This is a genomic window from Mesorhizobium sp. B2-4-17 (assembly GCF_006441275.1).
GTDB lineage: Bacteria > Pseudomonadota > Alphaproteobacteria > Rhizobiales > Rhizobiaceae > Mesorhizobium.
Genome location: NZ_VFUX01000017.1, coordinates 1 through 19,109, shown reverse-complemented (window position 1 = coordinate 19,109; position 19,109 = coordinate 1). Strand labels below are relative to the sequence as shown.

The window sequence follows — 19,109 nt, the reverse complement described above, 5'->3', positions numbered from 1 at the left end:
CCAAAACACGGCATTACGAAGATTTAATGTGCACTGCACAATCGCTGTGCAGGCTGCCGCATCCGCGGATCAGGGTCTATCGACCCCCGGATTGTGCTACCGCAGCATCGGCCACAGCGTCGCCGCCAGCAGCACGCCCATGGCGATATTGAACCATTTCAGCCGCGCCGGATCCGACAGGAAACCGCGCAAAGCCGTACCGAAGCCCGCCCACACCGAGACGCTCGGCAGATTGACGATGGTGAAGGCTACAGAGATCAGCACCACAGACCGGAATGGGTGCTCCGGATTGCTGTAGACGGCCATGGCGGTGATCGCCATCACCCAGGCCTTGGGATTGACCCACTGGAACGCCGCCGCATCGATGAAACGCATCGGCTGCCCCTTCGCCTCCCCCTTGCCGCTGAGCGAGCGCGACATGGCGATCTTCCAGGCAAGGTAGAGCAGGTAGGCGGCACCGGCGATCTTGAGCGCGGTGTGCAGTGCGGGAAACGCCGTCAGCAGCGCGCCAAGACCAAGGCCCACGGCGAGCAGCAGGACAAGAAAGCCGATGCTGATGCCAAGCATATGCGGCACGCTCCTGACTAGGCCGAAATTCACGCCCGAAGCCAGCAACATGAGATTGTTCGGCCCCGGCGTGATCGAGGTCACGAAGGCGTAGACCAGCAGAGCGAGGAATGCGTCGAGGGACATCGGGATCACAAGGTCTGCAATGTTTACTCTTGTCGGCTGCCTCGCAAAGGCCAGCCGCCGGGCGGTGGCAAGCCATGCTTTTCAGCAAAGGCGTTTCCGGCTACCGCGCGCCCTACATGCCTTGCGGGCCGCGATTCATCGCCGCCACGCCGGTGCGGCAGATTTCGACCAGGCCGAGCGGCTTCATGATGGCGATGAACTGGTCGAGCTTTGAGCCCTTGCCGGTGATCTCGAAGATGAAATGCTCGGTGTTGGCGTCGATGACGCTGGCGCGGAAGGCGTCGGCCAGCCGCAGAGCCTCGACGCGGGCCTCGCCGGTGCCGGCAACCTTGACCAGCGCCAGTTCCCGCTCCAGCGGCCGCTCCTGGCCGAATTCGTGCGACCGCACGGTGAGATCGACCACGCGGTGGACCGGCACGATGCGCTCGAGCTGGTGCTTGATCTGCTCCAGCACATGCGGCGTGCCGCGCGTCACGATGGTGATGCGCGACAGATGCTTCTCATGCTCGGTCTCGGAGACGGTCAGGCTCTCGATGTTGTAGCCGCGCCCGGAAAACAGGCCGATGACCCGGGCAAGAACGCCTGGTTCATTGTCGACCAGCACGGAAAGCGTGTGGTTTTCCGGCCGCTCCGTCTCCTTGGCGATGAAGTAGGCGGAACCGGTGGGTTGAAGGTGCTGTGCGTTCATGACCTGGATCTCAAATTCTTGATCTAATTATTTGTTTGCGCACGGCCTCTTTCGACAAGGCCTGCCCTGGCTCGTCGTCTACACCAGTTCCCTGCCCTTGGCATCGATGGCGTTGGCCACGGCCTCGTCGGTCGCGTCGTCCGGCAGCAGCATCTCGTTATGAGCTTTGCCCGAGGGGATCATCGGGAAGCAATTGGCGAGGTTCGCCACGCGGCAGTCGAACAGCACTGGCTTCCTGACCGAAATCATTTCCTTGATGGCGTCATCCAGCTCGTCCGGCTTCTCGCAGCGGATGCCGTGGCCGCCATAGGCTTCGGCCAGCTTGACGAAGTCCGGCATCGCCTCGGTATAGGAATGCGACAGCCGGTTGCCGTGCAGCAGTTGCTGCCACTGGCGCACCATGCCCATATATTGGTTGTTGAGGATGAAGATCTTGATCGGCGCGTCATACTGCACCGCCGCACTCATCTCCTGCATCGTCATCTGCACCGAGGCGTCGCCGGCGATGTCGATCACCAGCGCGTCGGGATGCGCGATCTGCACGCCGAGTGCGGCCGGCAGGCCGTAACCCATCGTGCCCAGTCCGCCGGACGTCATCCAGCGGTTCGGCTTCTCGAAATGATAGTGCTGCGCCGCCCACATCTGATGCTGGCCGACCTCGGTGGTAATGTAGGTGTCCCTGTCCTTGGTCAGTTCGTAGAGCCGTTGGATGGCGTATTGCGGCATGATCACGTCGTGGTTCATCTTGAACGCCAGCGAGTCGCGCCCGCGCCATTTAGCGATCTGCTCCCACCAGGGATAAAGCGCCTTCTTGTCGATCTTGGCGGTCGCCCGCCACAGCCGCACCATGTCCTCCAGCACGCGGCCGACATCGCCGATAACAGGAACATCGGCATGAACGTTCTTGTTGATGGAGGACGGATCGATGTCGATATGGATCTTCTTCGAGTTCGGCGAAAACGCGTTGAGCCGCCCGGTGATGCGGTCGTCGAAACGGGCGCCGATACAGACCATCACGTCGCAGTCGTGCATGGCCATGTTGGCTTCGTAGGTGCCGTGCATGCCCAGCATGCCGACCCAGTTCTTGCCCGATGCCGGATAGGCGCCGAGCCCCATCAGTGTCGAGGTGATCGGGAAGCCGGTGAGGTCGACCAGTTCGCGCAGCAGGTGGCTCGCTTCCGGGCCGGAATTGACGACACCGCCGCCTGAATAGATGATCGGCTTCTTGGCACCGGCCATCAGTTCGACCGCCGCCTTGATCTTCTCCAGGTCACCCTGGACCTTCGGCTGGTAGCTGGTGCGCGGCGCGATCTGCGGCGGGACATAAAACCCCTTGGCGAACTGCACGTCCTTCGGAATGTCGACCACCACCGGACCGGGACGGCCGGTCGTGGCGACATGGAAGGCCTCATGGATGGTCGCGGCGAGGTCGTTGACGTCCTTGACCAGCCAGTTGTGCTTGGTGCAGGGGCGCGTGATGCCGACCGTGTCGCACTCCTGGAACGCATCGGAGCCGATCAAGGAGGTCGGCACCTGCCCCGTCAGGCAGACGAGCGGAATCGAATCCATCAGCGCGTCCTGCAGCGGCGTCACCGCATTGGTGGCGCCGGGCCCGGAGGTCACCAGCATGACACCGGCCTTGCCGGTCGAACGGGCATAGCCCTCGGCGGCGTGGCCGGCACCTTGTTCGTGCCTGACCAGAATGTGCTCGACCTCGTCCTGCTGGAAAATCTCGTCGTAGATCGGAAGGACCGCGCCGCCGGGATAACCGAAGACATGCTTGACGCCATTGTCCTTCAGCGCCTGCACCACCATTTCGGCGCCCGTCATTTCACGTCGCCCGTTCTGTCCATTGCTCATCGGTCTGGTCCCGTACTGTCCGCCATCTGGCGTTTGCTGGTCGTCTAGTCGTGTTTCAGGCAATAAAAAAGGCCCCCGAGGGAGCCTGTGTGTTGCGCATGGGAGGTTTTCGCCCGGCGGTTACACCGCCTTGCCCACGCGCCTTCCTACGAGAATGAGTGCCTTTTTCATGGTGGCGGACAATAGGATTGGTTCCACGCCGCTGTCAACGGCGAATGTGAATGGCATGAACGCGAATGAGCGGCGGGCTTACGGTCGGACGGCATGATCAGTCGTCACGAGACAAATACCCGGTCGGGTTTCGGTAAGCCATTGAAAACATGCCAAACTATTGGAGGGCGTGACGCAGCGAAGCTTTTGACGGGATACTTTGTCCATGTTGGACCGCCCCACCCGGCCACAATAGCTCGACCAAGAAGCGTTTCGAATCCGGAGGAAATTCATGCTCGACAAAGCCCCCAACAAAAAGCTTTCCGACCTGCTCGATGCGTTCGGTGGCGCTCTTGACGTCGGCGACATAGACAAGGCGGTCGGTTGTTTCCAGGAAGACTGCTATTGGCGCGACCTCGTCACCTTCACCTGGAACATCAAGACCATGGAAGGCCGTGACCAGGTCCGCGACATGCTGAATAGCCAGTTGTCGAGGACGAAACCCTCGCACTTCGCGCTCGCCGAGGGCGAGGATGCGACCGAGAGCGGTGGAGTGATCGACGGCTGGATCAGCTTCGAGACCGAGGTTGCGCGCGGTTTTGGCCATATCAGGCTGAAGGACGGCAAGATCTGGACGCTGCTGACCACCATGGTCGAACTGAAAGGTCACGAGGAGCCGGCGGGCTTCGCGCGGCCGATGGGCGCCAAGCATGGCTCCGGCAAGAACCGTCCAACCTGGAAGGAAGAACGCGAGAAGGAAGCGGCGGAACTCGGCTTCAAGACACAGCCCTACACGGTGATCATCGGCGGCGGCCAGGGCGGCATCGCGCTTGGTGCGCGCCTGCGGCAACTCGGCGTGCCGACCATCATCATCGAGAAGAACGAACGCGCCGGCGACAGCTGGCGCAATCGCTACAAGTCGCTCTGCCTGCACGATCCGGTCTGGTATGACCATCTGCCCTATATCGATTTCCCCAGAAACTGGCCGGTGTTCTCGCCCAAGGACAAGATCGGCGACTGGCTGGAAATGTACACCAAGGTGATGGAGCTGAATTACTGGTCGTCGACAGAGGCCAAGAGTGCGTCCTACGACGACAAGGAAAAGGAATGGACTGTGGTGGTGCACCGCGACGGCAAGGACATCACCTTGAAACCGAAGCAGTTGGTGCTGGCCACCGGGCAGTCCGGCAAAGCAAACCTGCCCAAATTCAAGGGTATGGAAAATTTCAAGGGCGACCAGCACCACTCCTCGCAACATCCCGGTGCCGATGCCTATGCTGGCAAGAAGGCGGTGGTTATCGGTTCGAACAATTCCGCCCACGACATATCAGCGGCACTTTGGGAAGCGGGCGCTGACGTGACCATGGTGCAGCGCTCGAGCACCCATATCTCCAGGTCCGACACGCTGATGGAAATCGGGCTGGGTTCCCTCTATTCGGAACAAGCGGTGCAAAACGGCATCACCACCGCCAAAGCCGACCTGATCTTCGCCTCCCTGCCCTACAAGATCCTGCATGAATTCCAGATCCCGGCCTATGCCGAGATGAAGAAACGCGACGCGGCCTTTTACAAGGGGCTCGACAAGGCCGGCTTCATGCTCGACTGGGGCGAGGACGAGTCTGGCCTGTTCATGAAGTATCTCAGGCGCGGCTCCGGCTACTATATAGATGTCGGCGCCTCGCAGTTGATCATCGACGGGTCGATCAAGCTGAAGAGCGGTGTCGACGTGAAGGAGATTAAGGAGCATTCGGTCCTGCTTGGCGATGGCACAGAACTGCCCGCCGATCTCATCGTGTACGCGACCGGCTATGGTTCGATGAACGGCTGGGCGGCCGACCTGATCTCGCGTGAAACCGCCGACAGGGTCGGCAAATGCTGGGGCCTCGGTTCGAACACCACCAAGGATCCCGGCCCGTGGGAAGGCGAACTGCGCAACATGTGGAAGCCGACCCAGCAAGAGGCGCTGTGGTTCCACGGCGGCAATCTGCACCAGTCACGGCACTATTCGCAGTTCCTGTCGCTGCAGCTGAAGGCCAGGCAAGTCGGTGTGCCCACGCCGGTCTACGGGTTGCAGGAAGTCCACCACAAGGGCTGAAGCAAAGAGGTGGATTGGGACGGAAGCCCGGTTGTGTCGGGCTTCGTCCTTATGTCGTCCTTTGGGACGCGAACTTTTCCACGACGCGCTGCAGCAAAGGCACATAGTCGCGAAACGCCCGCGTCTTCATATTGGCGATCTTGCCGCGCTCGTCCCAGATGCGAACCCTCACCGCTTCCTCATGGAACGGGTTCTTGCGGAACTCGGCCACCTCCTCGGCACTCATCGGTCCGCCCTGCAACGACAGCGTATGCACCGAAGCCGGCGACAGCTTGGAGAAATAAGTCGGATCGGTGGCGCAGAGATAACGCTTGGCCGCGACGTGCAGCCTCACGCACTCGACGATGACCGGCGGGAAGAACGGCGCCAGCACCTCGCCGCCGGCTTCGTCATGATGCTTGTCCTCGACATCGTCGGGCGAATAGGTGCCGAACTCGCTGGTGTAGTGGCCGATGTCGTGCAGCAGGGCGGCGGCCACCAGCACCTCCGGCGCTCCATCCTGCTCCGCCAGCCAGGCGCCCTGCAGCATGTGTTCCGACATCGTCACCGGCTCGCCGAGATAGGATTCCGCACCCCGGCGCTCGAAAATGTCGGCGATGAATTCGACGATATTGCCCGCGTTCAGATCCTGACCGCTCATTCCGCGGCCTCCTTGAAGCCGTGCTCGATCGCCGCCAGCGTCGACAACAGGCCGTCCTTGTCGGCGTAGCATCCCTGCAGCCAGCGCTTGCCTGTGCCGGAGAAAGCCTTGCGGGCATGCATGACCCGTGTGTTGTCGACGATGAACGCCTGGCCCGCCTCCAGCTTGAAGGTCACTTCGAAGGACGGATCCTCGATCAGTTCGGCGAACCGGCGATAGGCGCCATAGTAAGCGTCCATGTCTGCGAACGGCACGTCGACGACAGGCGCCAGCGAGCGGTTGTTGAAGCGGATGCAGATCAACTCGCCATCCGGTCCAAGCTCGATCATCGGACGCTTGGATTGCAGCCGAACGCCGGATGAGCCGGCATATTCGAAACGCGCCGGACAGGAACTCAACAGCCGGAAGCCTTCAGGGTTCTCGGTCTGCAGCGCCGCCGCGACGGCAAAACCGTCGACAACGCTGGATTCCCCACCCTCTACCGTATTCTCGATGCAGGACAGGATCTGCAGGGTCGGCACCGGATCGCGGTATGGGTTGTCGGTATGCGCCTGGAGGCCGAGATTGGTGTAGGCGAGATTGTTCGGGTTGACCTCGGCGCGCACTTCGAACCAGCGACCGTAATTGGTCTCCCTGATGTAGCCGAACAGATCGGAGACCTTGCACAATGCCCCGGATTCGGTGGGCAGGCCGTCCATCACGGCAAAGCCATAGGTCCTCACCGCCGAAAGCCACTCGCGCAGAACTGTACGATCACGGCTGGCAGCAGCGTAGCCGGCGCGTGGGATCGAGTTTTGCATGCTGGCCTTGGTCCAGCGCACAATATCCTCTCCGGTCCAGCCAGCCCCGCGCGCCGTATCGCGATCGTAGGCATTGGCGCTCAACCAGGCAGCCGGAAAGCTGACGGTCTTCTGCTCCGGCACGAAGCTGATCTCGAGGGCATCGCCCATGATCGCGGCCGCACCGATCTTCGTGTCGGCCGGAATGTCCAGGATGGTGATCAGGCGCTGGCCGTTGCCGGCGCTGCGCGTCTTGTCGTCCAGCGCATTGTCGCGCAGCCACATGGCATGAAAGCGGGTGTGCCTCCCGTCCTGCCAGCCAAGTTCGATTGTTCTGCCGTCGTCGCCAACCAGCGCGTGGGTCAACATGGAAATACTGTTCCTGTCCGTTACGGCCCACGGGCCGATCCGTGGGTTTCGAATGCATGTTGACCGCGCGAACGGCATAACTCAAATTATCGTTTTTTGGCCAATAACCGCAAATAGCTAATGGCTCGAAAATCCATTCCCTCCCTGCCCCCACTCGACTGGCTGCGCAGTTTCGAGGCCTCGGCACGGCTGTCGAACTTCACGGCGGCCGCGGCCGAACTCGGCCTGACACAGGCAGCCGTCAGCCAGCATATCCGGCTGCTCGAGGAACGATTGAAGACGCGCCTGTTCTCGCGGCTGGCGCGTGGTGTCGCGCTGTCGCCGGAGGGCGCCGCCTATCTGCCGCACATCCAGTCGGCCTTCGCCACCATCTCCAGCAGCACGACGGAACTGTTCGAACCCCGCGCCGTCCAGACCGTCTCGATCCGGGTGCCGATCTCCTTCGCTCTGCTGGTGCTGGTCCCGGCGCTGCCCGATCTTGCCGAGGCGCTGCCGCGCATCCAACTCGATCTTGTGACGATCCATCGCCCGACCGACTACGACCTGCCGGGCTCCGCGCTCGACATCCGTTTCGGCAACGGATCCTTTCCCGGACGCGAAGCCGACAGGCTGACGGCCGAGCGGCTTGTGCCGGTGGCCAGCCCGGCCCTGGCCGGCGCCGCCGACTGGACGTCCCTGCCGCTGCTTCTGGTCGCCGGCGCGCGCGAGATGTGGGCGGAATGGTTCGCGGCGGCCGGATTGGCCGGCCACCCCCAGCGATCCCACCGCTTCGACAGTTTCGTCGCCGCGATGGAAGCGGCGAGTGCCGGCGCCGGCGTGCTTCTGGGGTCGCGGCCGCTTGTCGACGCGGCACTCGAAAACAGGACCTTGGTGCCGCTTTCCGATTTCGAGCTCTCCAGCACCTCGGGCCATTTCCTGACCAGGGCGCCGACCGTGCGCCTGACCAGTGCCGAGCAGGATTTCCGCCGCTGGTTGCTGAGCCGCCTCTCCAGTGCGGCTTCGGCCTGACGGCGCGGAACTACCGGACGATGAGGCGATACGCTTCCAGTAGATCAGCGTGCCTGTCAGCCCACCATGCGGCTTCAGCGCATAGTCCGGTATTTCGCCAGTCAGGGTGAAGCCGAGTTTTTCGTAGAGGCCCGAAGCACCTTCCTCGGTCGCCGTGTCCAGGACTAGCAACGTGCGCCCCCTCTCGGCGGCGAGACGCTCGGCCGCCCTCATAAGGCGCGTTCCGATCCCCCTACCCCGGTGTTCGGCCGATGTCATCAGCTTGGCGATCTCGGCCCGATGCGGCTGGTTGGGCGGGCAATCGAGCAGCAAGGTGACGGTGCCGACCAGTGCCCTGCCATCCCACGCGCCAAGCACCACCCTCTCGCCTCTTGCCGCCGCGGCCAGCGACCTCTCCCAGAATGCACTTGCCGCCTCCGGCGCCAACGGATGCATAAAGCTGACAGAGCCGCCGGCGGCAACCGTTTCGACAAGCAGGTCAGTCAGCATCGCCAGCGTTTCAGCATTGACGCTCAGCACTCCGATTTCGATGGAATTCATGCCTGGTCCTCTGGAGATGACGCGACGTGGGCTCGAGGCCGTCAGCCGAGATGGCGCACGCGCCGTCGCTTGCGCGCGGCCTTGATGGCGCTGATGCGCTCGGTGTCGTCTTGCCGTCTGCGCTCCAGGATCTCGAGTGTGTATTCCTCGTAGGTCAGGCCCAGCCGTTCGGCCTTGTCCGTGCGCATCAGCATGACGTCGTGGCTCGGCGCCTTCCATGCCTTGGCGTGCGCGGCCTGCCAGGCCAGGAAGATGTAGGGGTCGCCCTGCCCCATGGCGGCCCCTTGGAGTCGTCAAGCGGCGGCCCCCCATTGTGGGAGCGCCTTGGCCGTTTCGCCATGATCTCAGCCCCTGACCAGCGCCACGAGATAGTCGACGTCCGCCTCCAGGGCATGGAAGGTGCAGTCCGACGGCGCGCCGAGTGCCAGGCAGTCACCAGATTCGAGCCGGTGCACCACATCGCCCTCGGTGAATTCGAGCCGCCCGGAAACCAGCCAGATCTGCTGCTTGATGAAGGCATAGGAGGCCGCGGGCAAGCTCACCTTGGCGCCCGCCGGCAAATGCACCTTGATCAGTTCGAGCGGCATGTCGCTGGTCGGCGACAAATGCCGCCTGACATAGCCCGTGGCAGGATCGCGCCACACCGGCTGGTCGGCCTCGCGCAGCACCCCGCCGCCTTGCAATTCCGCCCGCGCGATGAGGGTCGACAGCGTCATGCCGAAGGCCGCCGCGATGCGCACCAGAAGGGTCGCCGTCGGGCTCGTCATGCCGCGCTCGATCGTGCTCAGCATCGCCTTGGAAACGCCGGACCGCGCGGCGAGCTCGGCCAATGACCAGTCCCGCATGGTCCGTTCCGTGTGGATTCGGCTGCCGATGCCCAAGGAAATACTGTTCGCTATACCATTCATTCGTACAATATAGCGAAACTCGGACGATGAAGAAGAGCCATTTGCGACAATTTTCAACAGGCGCTTAATCCTCCTTACACCATCCAGCCTCATCCGAACTTAACCCCATCCCGCTAGGGTCCATGCTCCAGGGAAAATAGGGATTGGCCTGTCCATGTATGTCGAACGCGAAGCTTCCGTCGGAGAACCGACATCGCAGGAGCGCCGCAACGCAGAGCAGAACGACCGGCGCATCCTGGGCAATGTCGTGCAATGCGACGGCGCGCGCGCCACTATCAGCGCCTATGCCGACGACATTGATGGCGCCGTCACCGGCCTGTGGACGGTCGGCAAGATGATCTCTATCAATCTGGGCACGACGCGAACCGTCGGCCTGGTCTATGCCATCGGCAAATCGGACCGCGCCTGGAGCAATGAGGGCCAGAACGCTATCGAGGTCAGCATCGAGCTGATCGGCGAAGTCCGCGACGCGGCCGAACCCGGCGCCAAGCCGATCTTCGACCGCGGCATCACCACCTATCCGCACATTGGCGCCATCGCGCACCGCATCCGCAGCCGCGATCTCCAGGCCGTCTACGACCTGGCCGGGCGGCATTCCATCACCATCGGCTCGCTGTCGCAGGACGACGCGATCGCCGCCAACATCGCCATCGACGACACGCTGGCGCGCCATTTCGCCATCGTCGGCACCACCGGCGTCGGCAAGTCCACCGCCGTCTCGCTGCTGCTGCGCAAATCGATCACGGCGCGACCCGACCTGCGCATCCTGATCCTCGACCCGCATAACGAGTTCGCGGCCTCGCTGCCCGAATATTGCGTCAAGGTCGATTCCAAGACGCTCGACCTGCCGTTCTGGATGTTCCGGCTGGAGGAATTCGCCGAAGTGCTGTTTCGGGGCCGTGAAACGGTCCCGGAAGAAATCGACGCTTTGCGCGATCTCATTCCGCTCGCCAAGAATCTCTACCGCAACCCGAGCTCGGGCACCTATCTCAGGCGCGGCAACGATGCGCTGACCGCCGATACGCCTGTGCCTTACCGCATCGCCGACCTGCTCAAGCACATCGACGAGCGCATGGGCATGCTCGAAAGCAAGAACGACCGCCCGACGCTCAAATCGCTGAAGACGCGGATCGAATCGGCGGCCGCCGATCCGCGCTACCGCTTCATGTTCAGCTCGCGCCTGATCGAGGACACCATCCACGAGACGATCGGCAACATTTTCCGCGTGCCGCATCACGGCCGCCCGGTAACCTGCTTCGAGATGGCCGGCATGCCCTCCGAAGTGGTCAACTCCGTCTGTTCGGTGCTGGCGCGCCTGGCCTTCGACCTCGCTCTGTGGAGCGAGGGCAAGCTGCAACTCCTGTTGCTGTGCGAGGAAGCGCACCGCTACATGCCGGCCGATGCGCGCCTCGGCTTTGCGCCGACACGCCACGCGCTGTCGCGCATCGCCAAGGAAGGCCGCAAATATGGCTGCTACCTCGGCGTCGTCACCCAGCGTCCGGGCGAGCTCGACCCGACCATCCTGTCACAGTGCTCGACGTTCTTCGCCATGCGGCTCGCCAACGAGCAGGACCAGGCGATCATCCGCTCGGCCATCGCCGACTCGTCCGCCTCCACGCTTGCCTTCCTGTCGTCCATGGGCCAGCGCGAAGCCATCGCCTTCGGCGAAGGCGTGGCGACGACGATGCGGCTGAAATTCGAAAGACTGCCGGCGCATTTGATCCCCGGCACGTCCAGGCGCGAAGAAACCGCGTCGCCGAAGAGCGGCGACGATGTCGACCTGGTGGCGATCGTCGAGCGACTGCGAAACGTGCCAAAACCACAGCAGCAGGCGATGGCCTTCGCCGAGGTGGTCGATTCCGGCCGGCAGGCCGGTGATCCTGATTATCGCAAGCCGGCAACCGCTCGCGTCCAGTCGGACGACGATTTCGACACGCGCTATGGCCTCAAGCCCGCCACCTTCGGCCTGCGTCCCCAGAACGATTGAACCTGCAGCTTGCGGACTTCGTAGGCCACCTTGGTTAAATCCCGTCAGGGAATTCGTCAGGCTGAGTCCGGGTGGTGCTGTTTTCGAGAACCGAAGCGGAGCGGACATTCAGTCCGTGAGCACCGGAAGCGCAGAAAACAGCGGCAGACGGCCAGCCTCACGAATTCAATGATGGGATTTTAGGCGCAGACGCGGTTGCGGCCTTGCCTCTTCGCTTCATAGAGCTGGCGGTCAGCCCGGCGATAGAATTCCTCGGCGGTCTCCTTGCGGTCCCAAACGGCAAGGCCCACGCTTGTCGTGATCTTAAGCCGGACATTGCCCGAAAGGATCGACATGTTGGCGACCGCCCTGCGGATGCGCTCGGCGAATTTGGCCAGCAGTTCCGCCTCCATATTGGGCGTGACCACGGCGAACTCCTCGCCGCCCAGCCGTGCCACCACGTCGTGGTAGCGTGTCATGTCCTTGAGGCAGTTGGCGACAGCCCTGAGCACCTCGTCGCCGACATCATGGCCATGGGTGTCGTTGACCTGCTTGAAATGGTCGAGATCGAGGATCATCAGCCCGACCGGCTTTTCGATGCGCCGGAACTCCTCGAGATATTCCTTCAGCGCATCATCGAAATAGCGCCGGTTCTGCATGCCGGTCAGGCCGTCTGTCAGGGCGGCGTGCTCGAGCGTTTCGGAGCGGGCGCTGAGTGAAACAGTCATGGCGCGCAGCTTGCCTTCTTCCGTCGCCTGTTTGCGGATCAGCGGATAGATGAAGAAGATGCCGAAAAACAGCGCGGTCGCAAGCAGCACGCCCGTCGCGAACAACAGCTTGTTGAGGTAGATGACCTTGTCCAGGCCCGAGGCCGTATGGAGTTCGGTGGCGAAGGATTGCAAGAGCCCATAAGCGTGCAGCGTCACCAGGCCGGCGGCCAGGATCACGAAGATAAAGACGAAGAAAGCGGATTCCGCCTTATGGAAACGCATCTGCTCCCCGATGGAAAAGTACCCATCGACCTTATGGCACGGACCGACTTACGGAGCGTTAATTCCAACAACTTCGGCGGGAACCCTTCCCTCGATATCGACTTTTTAAGTTGCATTAGCAACCAGCGTTGAAATCTTGGTTTCGAGATCGTCACCCGGGCACAGTCTTTGCCATTCAGGCCCCAGCTGATGTCGAAACCAGGTCGCCTGCCGCTTGGCATATTGCCGTGTTGCGATCTTGGCGCGTTCGATCGCCTCGGGAAAACTGGATTGTCCGGCCATCGCGGCCTGCAGTTCGCGAACGCCGATCGCCTTCATCGCCGGGAGATCCGGATCGAGGCGAAGGGCCGCTAATTGCCTGACCTCCTCCAGCGCACCCTTGTCCAGCATCTGGTCGAAGCGCCTTTCGATGCGATCAACCAGCGCCGCCCGGTCCGGCTCGATGACCAGGAAACCGGCCGTCTGCCTGTCGATGAGAGGGCGACCGCGCGCGGCCTGCCAGTTCAGGATCGATCGGCCGGAGGCGTCGAGCACCTCCAGCGCCCGCACGATGCGCTGGCTGTCGGTTGGCTTCAGCTGCATGGCGGCTCTCGAATCTTCGCGCAGCAACAAGGCGTGCAGCTTGACCGCGCCTTGCTCCTTCAGCTCATAGCGCCAACGGTCGCGGATCGGCTGCGGAATATCGGGCATTTCCGAAATGCCTTCGGCAAGCGCGCGAAAATAAAGGCCGGTGCCGCCGACGAAGATCGGCCGCCGCGAGAGCGTTCCGTCGTCGATGAGTTTCATCACGTCGCGCAGCCAGGCGCCGGTCGAATAGGCGCTGCCGGGATGGACGTGCCCGTAGAGAAAATGCGGCACGCGTGCGAGCTCGGCCGCCTCCGGCCTCGCGGTCAACACGTCGAGAACAGAATAGCCTTGCATGGAATCGGTATTGACGATGACGCCGCCCGTGCGCTCGGCCAGATCGAGCGCCAGCGCCGACTTGCCGCTGGCGGTCGGCCCGGCTATCAGGATCGCGTTCTTCACGCGGCCTTCGCCCGCATCCGTGCCGGAATTTTCGATGCCGCTCATTGCCACGCTTGTTTCCCGTCCCGCCGACCGCGCCCTGTCGCCGTCGCTTGCGAATATGGCCTCGCGCTCGGTGGGCGCAAGCACTGTCGTCTGGCTGGCAGAAGGAATTGCCTGCGATCTCGCTTTGCCGCAGGCGGTCGACACCACCTATATCACCGCTACGCTGCGCACCGCACTGGCCGCCGAACCGATCGATGTGATCGTCCAGCAGGCCGAGACGCGTCGCAAGAAAATCCTCCTCGCCGACATGGATTCGACCATGATCGATCAGGAATGCATCGACGAACTGGCCGACGAGATCGGCGTCAAGGAGCACGTCGCCTCGATCACCGCGCGGTCGATGAACGGTGAGATCGCCTTCGAGCCGGCGCTGCGCGAACGCGTGGCGCTGCTCAGGGGCCTCGATGCCGCCGTCGTCGACCGCATCGTCGCCAACCGCATCACATTGGCCTCGGGCGGCCGGGCGCTGGTCCGGACCATGCGCGCCAACGGCGCCTGGACAGCGCTCATCTCGGGTGGCTTCGAGGTCTTCACCACGCGCATCGCCGATATGCTCGGCTTTCAGGAAAACCGCGCCAACCGCCTGCTCGAACAGGACGGACGCTTCACCGGGTTGGTTGGCGAGCCGATCCTCGGCCGTGCCGCCAAGGCCGAGGCGCTGCTCGAAATCGCGGCGCGCCTGGAATTGACGCCGGCCGACGCCATTGCCGTTGGCGACGGCGCCAACGATCTCGACATGATCCGCCTCGCCGGCACCGGTGTGGCGCTTCATGCCAAGCCAGCCGTGGCGGCGCAGGCCAAGGTTCGCATCGACCATGGCGACCTCACCGCGTTGCTCTATGTCCAAGGCTATCGTCAGGAAGAGTTTGTGCAATGAAACCCATGCGCACCGAACGCCTCATCCTGCGCAACTGGGAAGAGCGCGATCGTGAGCTCTTCCATCGCATCAACTCCGATGATCGCGTCATGGAGTTCTTCCCGTTCCGCCGCGACCGCGCCGCCGCGGACGCCAAGATGGATCAGGTCCGCGCCTGGGTCGATGCGGATGGCTATGGCTTCGCCGCTGCCGAGATTGCCGCCACGGGCCAGTGCATCGGCTTTGTCGGGCTCTCAGGAACCGAGGATATGGACGTCCTGCCGGCTGGCACGATCGAGATCGGCTGGCGGCTGGCGCCCGAATTCTGGGGCAAGGGCTATGTCACCGAGGCCGCCGAGGCGTGGCTGGACTATGGCTTCGAGACATTGAACGTCGACGAAATCGTCTCCTTCGCCGTCGCCGAAAACCACCGCTCGACCGCCGTCATGAAACGCCTCGGCATGACGACCGACCCGTCGGCTGATTTCGATCATCCCGGCATTCCCGAGAGCCATCCCGCACTCAAGCGGCATATGCTCTACCGGCTCTCGCGCGCCGAGTGGCAGGCGCGAAAAAAGGCGGCCGGTTAGCCGCCTTTTAGAAGTCGCTCGATTGAAAGCTCAATCCATCCGGATCGTCACGAAGCGCAACTCACCCGTCTTCGACGCGAGCATCAGCAGCGCGTTCTTGCGGCCCTGCTCCTTCAGCGCGCCGATCCGGTCCATGACGTCCTTGGGCGTGGCGACCGATTCCTGCGCGATCTCGGTGATCACCTCGCCCGGCTGGATGCCGCGCTCGGCAGCGGCGGAATCCTTGGCCACGTCGGTGATGACGACGCCCGAGACATCGGCGGCGATGCTGAACTTCTTGCGCGTCTCGTCGTTGAGCTCGCCGACGGTCATGCCAAGCACTGATGCGGTCGAGACGGCCGGAGCCTTGTCGCCGCCCTTGTCCTGATTGGTATTGCCCGGCTCGCCGCTTGCGAGCTTCTCGCCATCCTCAAGCCGGCCGAGCGTCACCTTCACGGTCTGCTCGACACCCTTGCGCACGATCAGCACGTCGACGGCCTTGCCGACGGGGCTTTCGGCGACCACGCGCGGCAGGTCGCGCATTTCATGGATGTCCTTGCCATCGAACTTGATGATGACGTCACCGGCCTGGATGGTGCCGTTGTCGACGGGACCGCCCTTGATGACGCCGGCGACCAACGCGCCCTTGGCCGTGGTCATGCCGAGGCTTTCGGCGATGTCGTCCGTCACCGGTTGGATGCGCACGCCGAGCCAGCCGCGCCGCGTCTCGCCATACTGGCGCAACTGGTCGACAACACCCGAGGCGAGCTGCGAGGGGATGGAGAAGCCGATGCCGATCGAGCCGCCGGACGGCGAAATGATCGCCGTGTTGATGCCGATGACCTCACCGGCGCTGTTGAACAACGGTCCGCCCGAATTGCCCCGATTGATCGCGGCATCAGTCTGGATGAAGTCGTCATAGGGACCGGAATTGATGTCGCGGTTGCGCGCCGAGACGATGCCGACCGTGACCGTGCCGCCAAGGCCGAACGGATTGCCGACCGCCATCACCCAGTCGCCGACGCGCATCTTGGTGGAATCGCCGAATTTCACCGCGGTCAGCTTGTGGCCTTTCGGATCGACCTTCAGCACCGCGACGTCGGTCTTGGTGTCGGTGCCGACCAGCGTCGCCTTCAGCGTCACCCCATCCGAGAAATTGACCTCGATGTCGTCGGCATCGGCGATCACGTGGTTGTTGGTGACGACGATGCCTTGTTCGGCGTCGATGACGAACCCCGAGCCCAGCGACTGCACCTTCTGCGCGCTGTTGTCCTTGCCGCCGCCGCGATTCTTGAAGAAATCGTCGAAGAAGTCCTGGAACGGCGAGCCTTCGGGAAGCTGCGGCATCGGCACGGCACCCGGACCCTCCGTGCCCTTCACCGTCTGCGAGGTCGAGATGTTGACCACCGCGCCGAGCAGGCCTGCCGCGAGGTCGGCCACCGAAGCAGGCCCGTCATTGGCGAATGTCGGCGTCACGAAGGACGGGATGGCGACGGTGCCGACAAGAAGCGCTGCCGTGCCAGCGATGAACGTCCGCCGTACCGTGCGCAAAAGCAGTGTGGATGTCATCGAGAGGCCTCCCGGTATTCTGAGAAAGAAAGCGCAACGGCGAAAACACCGTGCTGCGCCATGTTGGCAAAAAATACGGCACGTTTGCGGCTAGGACTATCCGCGGAGGATAAATCCTCCGTTAGCGCCAAGACGAAAACCGGCCGCCTCACCCGCCTCGCACCAGCCAGACGATGCCGACACCGATGGCGACCGCGGCCAGCCCGGCGATCCGCAACGCATTCTCCGGCATCGACAGCACCTCGCCCGCGAGCTTCCTCGCGAAGGCGGGAAAGCCGCCATAGACCAGGCCCTCTATGACGAGGACCAGGCCTATCGCCGCGAAGAAATCCTGCACCGGCCGTTACTGGCCCGTGCTGGGTTGTGTCGTCGGCGCGGCAGGCGCGGCAGGTGCCGGCGCTGGTTTCGCCGGCCCTTCCTTGCCATCGGGGTCGCGGAAGTAGCGGAAGAACTCCGAACTCGGCGACAGCACCATGGTCGTCCCGGTATTGTCCAGCGCCGTGCCGTAGGCGTTCATCGACCGATAGAAATCGAAGAAGGCCGGATCGCGCTTGTAAGCGTCGGCGAAGGTGGCGCTGCGTTGGGCCTCGCCCTCACCGCGCAGGATCTCGGACTCCTTCTGCGCTTCGGCGATAATCTCGACGACCTCGCGGTCGGCGCGAGCGCGGATGCGCTGCGCCGCCTCGTTGCCGCGTGCCCTGAGTCTTTCGGCCTCGGCCAGACGTTCGGCCTTCATGCGATCGTAGGTCTGTTGCGAGACCTCGGCCGTGAGGTCGGTGCGGCGGATGCGGACATCCTCGATCTGCAGACCGAGCGAGGTGGCGTCGGGCCGGAGCTGATCGCGCACTTCGCGCATCATTACCGCGCGCTCTTCGGAGAGGGCGGCCTCGAAGTCGCGCAGACCGTAGACGCGGCGCAAGGCGGCGTCGAGACGGGTCCTCAGCCGGGCTTCGGCCAGTTCGATCTGGCCGGACACGGCAGCACGGAACACACGCGGATCCGAAATGCGGTAGGCGATGAAGGCATCGACCTCGTAGAACTTGCCGCCCGAAACCTGGACGCGGATGTTGTCGAGGTCGAAACGCAGCACCCGGTTCTCGATCAGTTGCACCGTGTCGGCGTCAAAGAACGAGAACGGCGCCTTGAAGTAGATGCCGGGTTCGGTCTTGACGTCGACGATTTCGCCGAAGCGCAGCACCAGCGCCTGCTGGCGCGCATTGACCACGAAAACCGACGAATAGATCAGGAACAGGATAACCGCCGCGATAACGACGAAGACGGGAAGACGGTTGCCCATCACCGGTTACCTCCCGTGTTCGCGCCAGGCGCGGCTGATGCAGGCGCTTTCTGCTGCAATGCCGGCAGCGGCAGATAGGGAACGACCCCTTGCCCGTTGCCCTGCTCGACGATGACCTTGCCGGAGTCCTTCAGAACCCTCTCCATGGTTTCGAGATAGAGGCGCTTGCGCGTCACGTCGGGCGCCTTGGCGTATTCGTCGTAGACGGAGATAAAGCGCTGCGCCTCACCTTCGGCTTCCTGCACCACCCTGTTCTTGTAGGCGGCCGCGTCTTCGCGGATCTGTGCGGCCTCGCCGCGCGCCTGACCCAGCTTCTGGTTGGAATACTGGTTGGCCTGCTCGACGAACTTGTCCTCGTCCTGTTCGGCGCGCTGCACCTCGTCGAAGGCGTCAGCCACTTCGCGCGGCGGCGCCGCGTCCTCGATCGAGATGGCGTTAACCTGCAGACCGGCCTTGTAGCCGTCCAGCGTTGTCTGGATGATCTCGCGCACCGAGGCCGCAATGCCCTGGCGGTCGTCGCGGAAGATATCCTGCGCCGGCCTGCGGCCGACGGCTTCGCGCATGGCGCTTTCGGCGACCTGCCGCAGCATGCCGTCCGGATCGGAGACGTCGAACAGATAGGCCCGGGGATCGGAGACCTGATAGGCCACCGAAAACTGCACGTTGACGATGTTCTGGTCGCCCGACAGCATCAGGCCGTTGCCGCTGGTGTTGCCGCCGCCGATATCGACGAGCTGCTCGGAAATCTTGGCCGTCTCGACGGTTTCAAGCGGCCACCAATGGAAATGCAGGCCGGGCTGCGACAGTTGGGCCTTCGGCTTGCCAAAACGCAGTTCGACCGCGACCTCGTCGGGCTGCACGGTATAGACAGCCTGGAACGCCCACAGAACGACCAGCACCGCGGCGATCAGCCCGAACACGGCCGGACTGGCGCCACCGCCGCCGGGCAGAGCGCGCCGCAACCGGTCCTGGCCGCGGCGGATGATGTCTTCAAGATCGGGAGGCGAGCCCTGCGGGCCGCTCGGTCCCTTTGGCCCCTGCCCCCAGGGTCCCTGATTG

At 63.3% G+C, this 19,109-nt stretch carries 17 protein-coding genes and 2 pseudogenes; 5 read left to right on the top strand and 14 right to left on the bottom strand.

Annotation, left to right across the window (positions count from 1 at the left end; genetic code table 11):
• Window positions 1–96: 96 nt before the first annotated feature.
• The 3 genes from FJ548_RS14950 to FJ548_RS14940 form a co-directional block, all read right to left on the bottom strand.
• A complete protein-coding gene (locus FJ548_RS14950) occupies window positions 97–693 on the bottom strand; it encodes a LysE family translocator (protein WP_140778236.1) in 597 nt (198 codons plus the stop codon).
• A gap of 112 nt (window positions 694–805) precedes the next feature.
• On the bottom strand, window positions 806–1,381 hold the full coding sequence (gene ilvN / locus FJ548_RS14945) for an acetolactate synthase small subunit (RefSeq protein WP_013894763.1): 576 nt from the start codon (window positions 1,379–1,381) through the stop codon (window positions 806–808).
• Between the two features lie 78 nt (window positions 1,382–1,459).
• Window positions 1,460–3,241 carry an acetolactate synthase 3 large subunit gene (locus tag FJ548_RS14940; RefSeq protein WP_140778235.1) on the bottom strand — a complete coding sequence of 594 codons (1,782 nt, stop codon included), beginning with the start codon at window positions 3,239–3,241 and terminating at the stop codon, window positions 1,460–1,462.
• A 442-nt stretch (window positions 3,242–3,683) separates the two neighbouring features.
• On the opposite strand from FJ548_RS14940, the gene FJ548_RS14935 reads away from it, so the two are divergent.
• Window positions 3,684–5,486: an NAD(P)/FAD-dependent oxidoreductase gene (locus FJ548_RS14935; RefSeq protein WP_140778234.1), complete on the top strand. Its 1,803-nt coding sequence runs from the start codon at window positions 3,684–3,686 to the stop codon at window positions 5,484–5,486.
• 49 nt (window positions 5,487–5,535) lie between these two features.
• Here the strand turns inward: FJ548_RS14935 and FJ548_RS14930 are convergent, their stop codons facing one another.
• Both FJ548_RS14930 and FJ548_RS14925 read right to left on the bottom strand, forming a co-directional pair.
• Window positions 5,536–6,126 (bottom strand): HD domain-containing protein, encoded by a 591-nt coding sequence (locus FJ548_RS14930; protein ID WP_140778233.1) that lies wholly within the window; start codon window positions 6,124–6,126, stop codon window positions 5,536–5,538.
• A complete protein-coding gene (locus FJ548_RS14925; RefSeq protein ID WP_140778232.1) occupies window positions 6,123–7,274 on the bottom strand; it encodes a gamma-butyrobetaine dioxygenase in 1,152 nt (383 codons plus the stop codon). Before FJ548_RS14925 ends, FJ548_RS14930 begins: the two co-directional genes overlap by 4 nt.
• A 120-nt stretch (window positions 7,275–7,394) precedes the next feature.
• Here FJ548_RS14925 and FJ548_RS14920 point away from each other — a divergent pair, with 120 nt between their 5' ends.
• Window positions 7,395–8,282 (top strand): LysR family transcriptional regulator, encoded by an 888-nt coding sequence (locus tag FJ548_RS14920; protein WP_140778231.1) that lies wholly within the window; start codon window positions 7,395–7,397, stop codon window positions 8,280–8,282.
• Between the two features lie 15 nt (window positions 8,283–8,297).
• On the opposite strand, the pseudogene FJ548_RS14915 reads toward FJ548_RS14920, so the two are convergent.
• The 3 genes and pseudogenes from FJ548_RS14915 to FJ548_RS14905 form a co-directional block, all read right to left on the bottom strand.
• Window positions 8,298–8,822: pseudogene (locus FJ548_RS14915) on the bottom strand (GNAT family N-acetyltransferase); the annotation flags it as partial.
• 41 nt (window positions 8,823–8,863) lie between these two features.
• Window positions 8,864–9,162 (bottom strand): annotated as a pseudogene (locus FJ548_RS14910) (hypothetical protein).
• Between the two features lie 4 nt (window positions 9,163–9,166).
• The gene (locus tag FJ548_RS14905) at window positions 9,167–9,730 is read right to left on the bottom strand and encodes an XRE family transcriptional regulator (RefSeq protein ID WP_140778230.1); all 564 of its coding nucleotides are present in this window, start codon (window positions 9,728–9,730) and stop codon (window positions 9,167–9,169) included.
• A gap of 154 nt (window positions 9,731–9,884) precedes the next feature.
• On the opposite strand from FJ548_RS14905, the gene FJ548_RS14900 reads away from it, so the two are divergent.
• Window positions 9,885–11,717, top strand: a complete 1,833-nt coding sequence (locus tag FJ548_RS14900) for an ATP-binding protein (RefSeq protein ID WP_140778229.1) — start codon at window positions 9,885–9,887, stop codon at window positions 11,715–11,717.
• 179 nt (window positions 11,718–11,896) lie between these two features.
• On the opposite strand, the gene FJ548_RS14895 is transcribed toward FJ548_RS14900, so the two are convergent.
• Together FJ548_RS14895 and miaA are read right to left on the bottom strand one after the other, a co-directional pair.
• Complete coding sequence (locus tag FJ548_RS14895; RefSeq protein ID WP_140607883.1) at window positions 11,897–12,688, bottom strand: GGDEF domain-containing protein; 792 nt, start codon at window positions 12,686–12,688, stop codon at window positions 11,897–11,899.
• Window positions 12,689–12,793: 105 nt separating this feature from the next.
• Window positions 12,794–13,759, bottom strand: a complete 966-nt coding sequence (miaA, locus tag FJ548_RS14890; protein WP_140778228.1) for a tRNA (adenosine(37)-N6)-dimethylallyltransferase MiaA — start codon at window positions 13,757–13,759, stop codon at window positions 12,794–12,796.
• Between miaA and serB the strand changes: the two genes are divergently transcribed.
• Window positions 13,749–14,636, top strand: coding sequence for a phosphoserine phosphatase SerB (serB, locus tag FJ548_RS14885; protein ID WP_140778227.1), 888 nt, complete (start codon window positions 13,749–13,751; stop codon window positions 14,634–14,636). The genes miaA and serB overlap by 11 nt on opposite strands.
• Window positions 14,633–15,205 carry a GNAT family N-acetyltransferase gene (locus FJ548_RS14880; protein WP_140778226.1) on the top strand — a complete coding sequence of 191 codons (573 nt, stop codon included), beginning with the start codon at window positions 14,633–14,635 and terminating at the stop codon, window positions 15,203–15,205. The genes serB and FJ548_RS14880 overlap by 4 nt, the downstream gene beginning before the upstream one ends.
• Before the next feature lie 30 nt (window positions 15,206–15,235).
• Here the strand turns inward: FJ548_RS14880 and FJ548_RS14875 are convergent, their stop codons facing one another.
• The 4 genes from FJ548_RS14875 to hflK form a co-directional block, all read right to left on the bottom strand.
• Window positions 15,236–16,753 carry a DegQ family serine endoprotease gene (locus FJ548_RS14875; protein ID WP_140607892.1) on the bottom strand — a complete coding sequence of 506 codons (1,518 nt, stop codon included), beginning with the start codon at window positions 16,751–16,753 and terminating at the stop codon, window positions 15,236–15,238.
• A gap of 148 nt (window positions 16,754–16,901) precedes the next feature.
• Window positions 16,902–17,090 (bottom strand): DUF2065 domain-containing protein, encoded by a 189-nt coding sequence (locus FJ548_RS14870; RefSeq protein WP_140607894.1) that lies wholly within the window; start codon window positions 17,088–17,090, stop codon window positions 16,902–16,904.
• A gap of 6 nt (window positions 17,091–17,096) precedes the next feature.
• Window positions 17,097–18,050, bottom strand: coding sequence for a protease modulator HflC (locus FJ548_RS14865; RefSeq protein WP_140699630.1), 954 nt, complete (start codon window positions 18,048–18,050; stop codon window positions 17,097–17,099).
• A partial coding sequence (gene hflK / locus FJ548_RS14860; protein WP_140778225.1) for an FtsH protease activity modulator HflK occupies window positions 18,050–19,109 on the bottom strand: 1,060 nt, incomplete at its 5' end. The genes hflK and FJ548_RS14865, both read right to left, overlap by 1 nt.

Excerpts from the sequence above, each read along its gene's own strand:
- FJ548_RS14950 (WP_140778236.1), bottom strand. The coding sequence starts at position 693 with ATGTCCCTCGACGCATTCCTCGCTCTGCTGGTCTACGCCTTCGTGACC.
- ilvN (WP_013894763.1), bottom strand. The coding sequence starts at position 1,381 with ATGAACGCACAGCACCTTCAACCCACCGGTTCCGCCTACTTCATCGCC.
- FJ548_RS14940 (WP_140778235.1), bottom strand. The coding sequence starts at position 3,241 with ATGAGCAATGGACAGAACGGGCGACGTGAAATGACGGGCGCCGAAATG.
- FJ548_RS14935 (WP_140778234.1), top strand. The coding sequence starts at position 3,684 with ATGCTCGACAAAGCCCCCAACAAAAAGCTTTCCGACCTGCTCGATGCG.
- FJ548_RS14930 (WP_140778233.1), bottom strand. The coding sequence starts at position 6,126 with ATGAGCGGTCAGGATCTGAACGCGGGCAATATCGTCGAATTCATCGCC.
- FJ548_RS14925 (WP_140778232.1), bottom strand. The coding sequence starts at position 7,274 with ATGTTGACCCACGCGCTGGTTGGCGACGACGGCAGAACAATCGAACTT.
- FJ548_RS14920 (WP_140778231.1), top strand. The coding sequence starts at position 7,395 with ATGGCTCGAAAATCCATTCCCTCCCTGCCCCCACTCGACTGGCTGCGC.
- FJ548_RS14905 (WP_140778230.1), bottom strand. The coding sequence starts at position 9,730 with ATGAATGGTATAGCGAACAGTATTTCCTTGGGCATCGGCAGCCGAATC.
- FJ548_RS14900 (WP_140778229.1), top strand. The coding sequence starts at position 9,885 with ATGTATGTCGAACGCGAAGCTTCCGTCGGAGAACCGACATCGCAGGAG.
- FJ548_RS14895 (WP_140607883.1), bottom strand. The coding sequence starts at position 12,688 with ATGCGTTTCCATAAGGCGGAATCCGCTTTCTTCGTCTTTATCTTCGTG.
- serB (WP_140778227.1), top strand. The coding sequence starts at position 13,749 with ATGCCGCTCATTGCCACGCTTGTTTCCCGTCCCGCCGACCGCGCCCTG.
- miaA (WP_140778228.1), bottom strand. The coding sequence starts at position 13,759 with ATGAGCGGCATCGAAAATTCCGGCACGGATGCGGGCGAAGGCCGCGTG.
- FJ548_RS14880 (WP_140778226.1), top strand. The coding sequence starts at position 14,633 with ATGAAACCCATGCGCACCGAACGCCTCATCCTGCGCAACTGGGAAGAG.
- FJ548_RS14875 (WP_140607892.1), bottom strand. The coding sequence starts at position 16,753 with ATGACATCCACACTGCTTTTGCGCACGGTACGGCGGACGTTCATCGCT.
- FJ548_RS14865 (WP_140699630.1), bottom strand. The coding sequence starts at position 18,050 with ATGGGCAACCGTCTTCCCGTCTTCGTCGTTATCGCGGCGGTTATCCTG.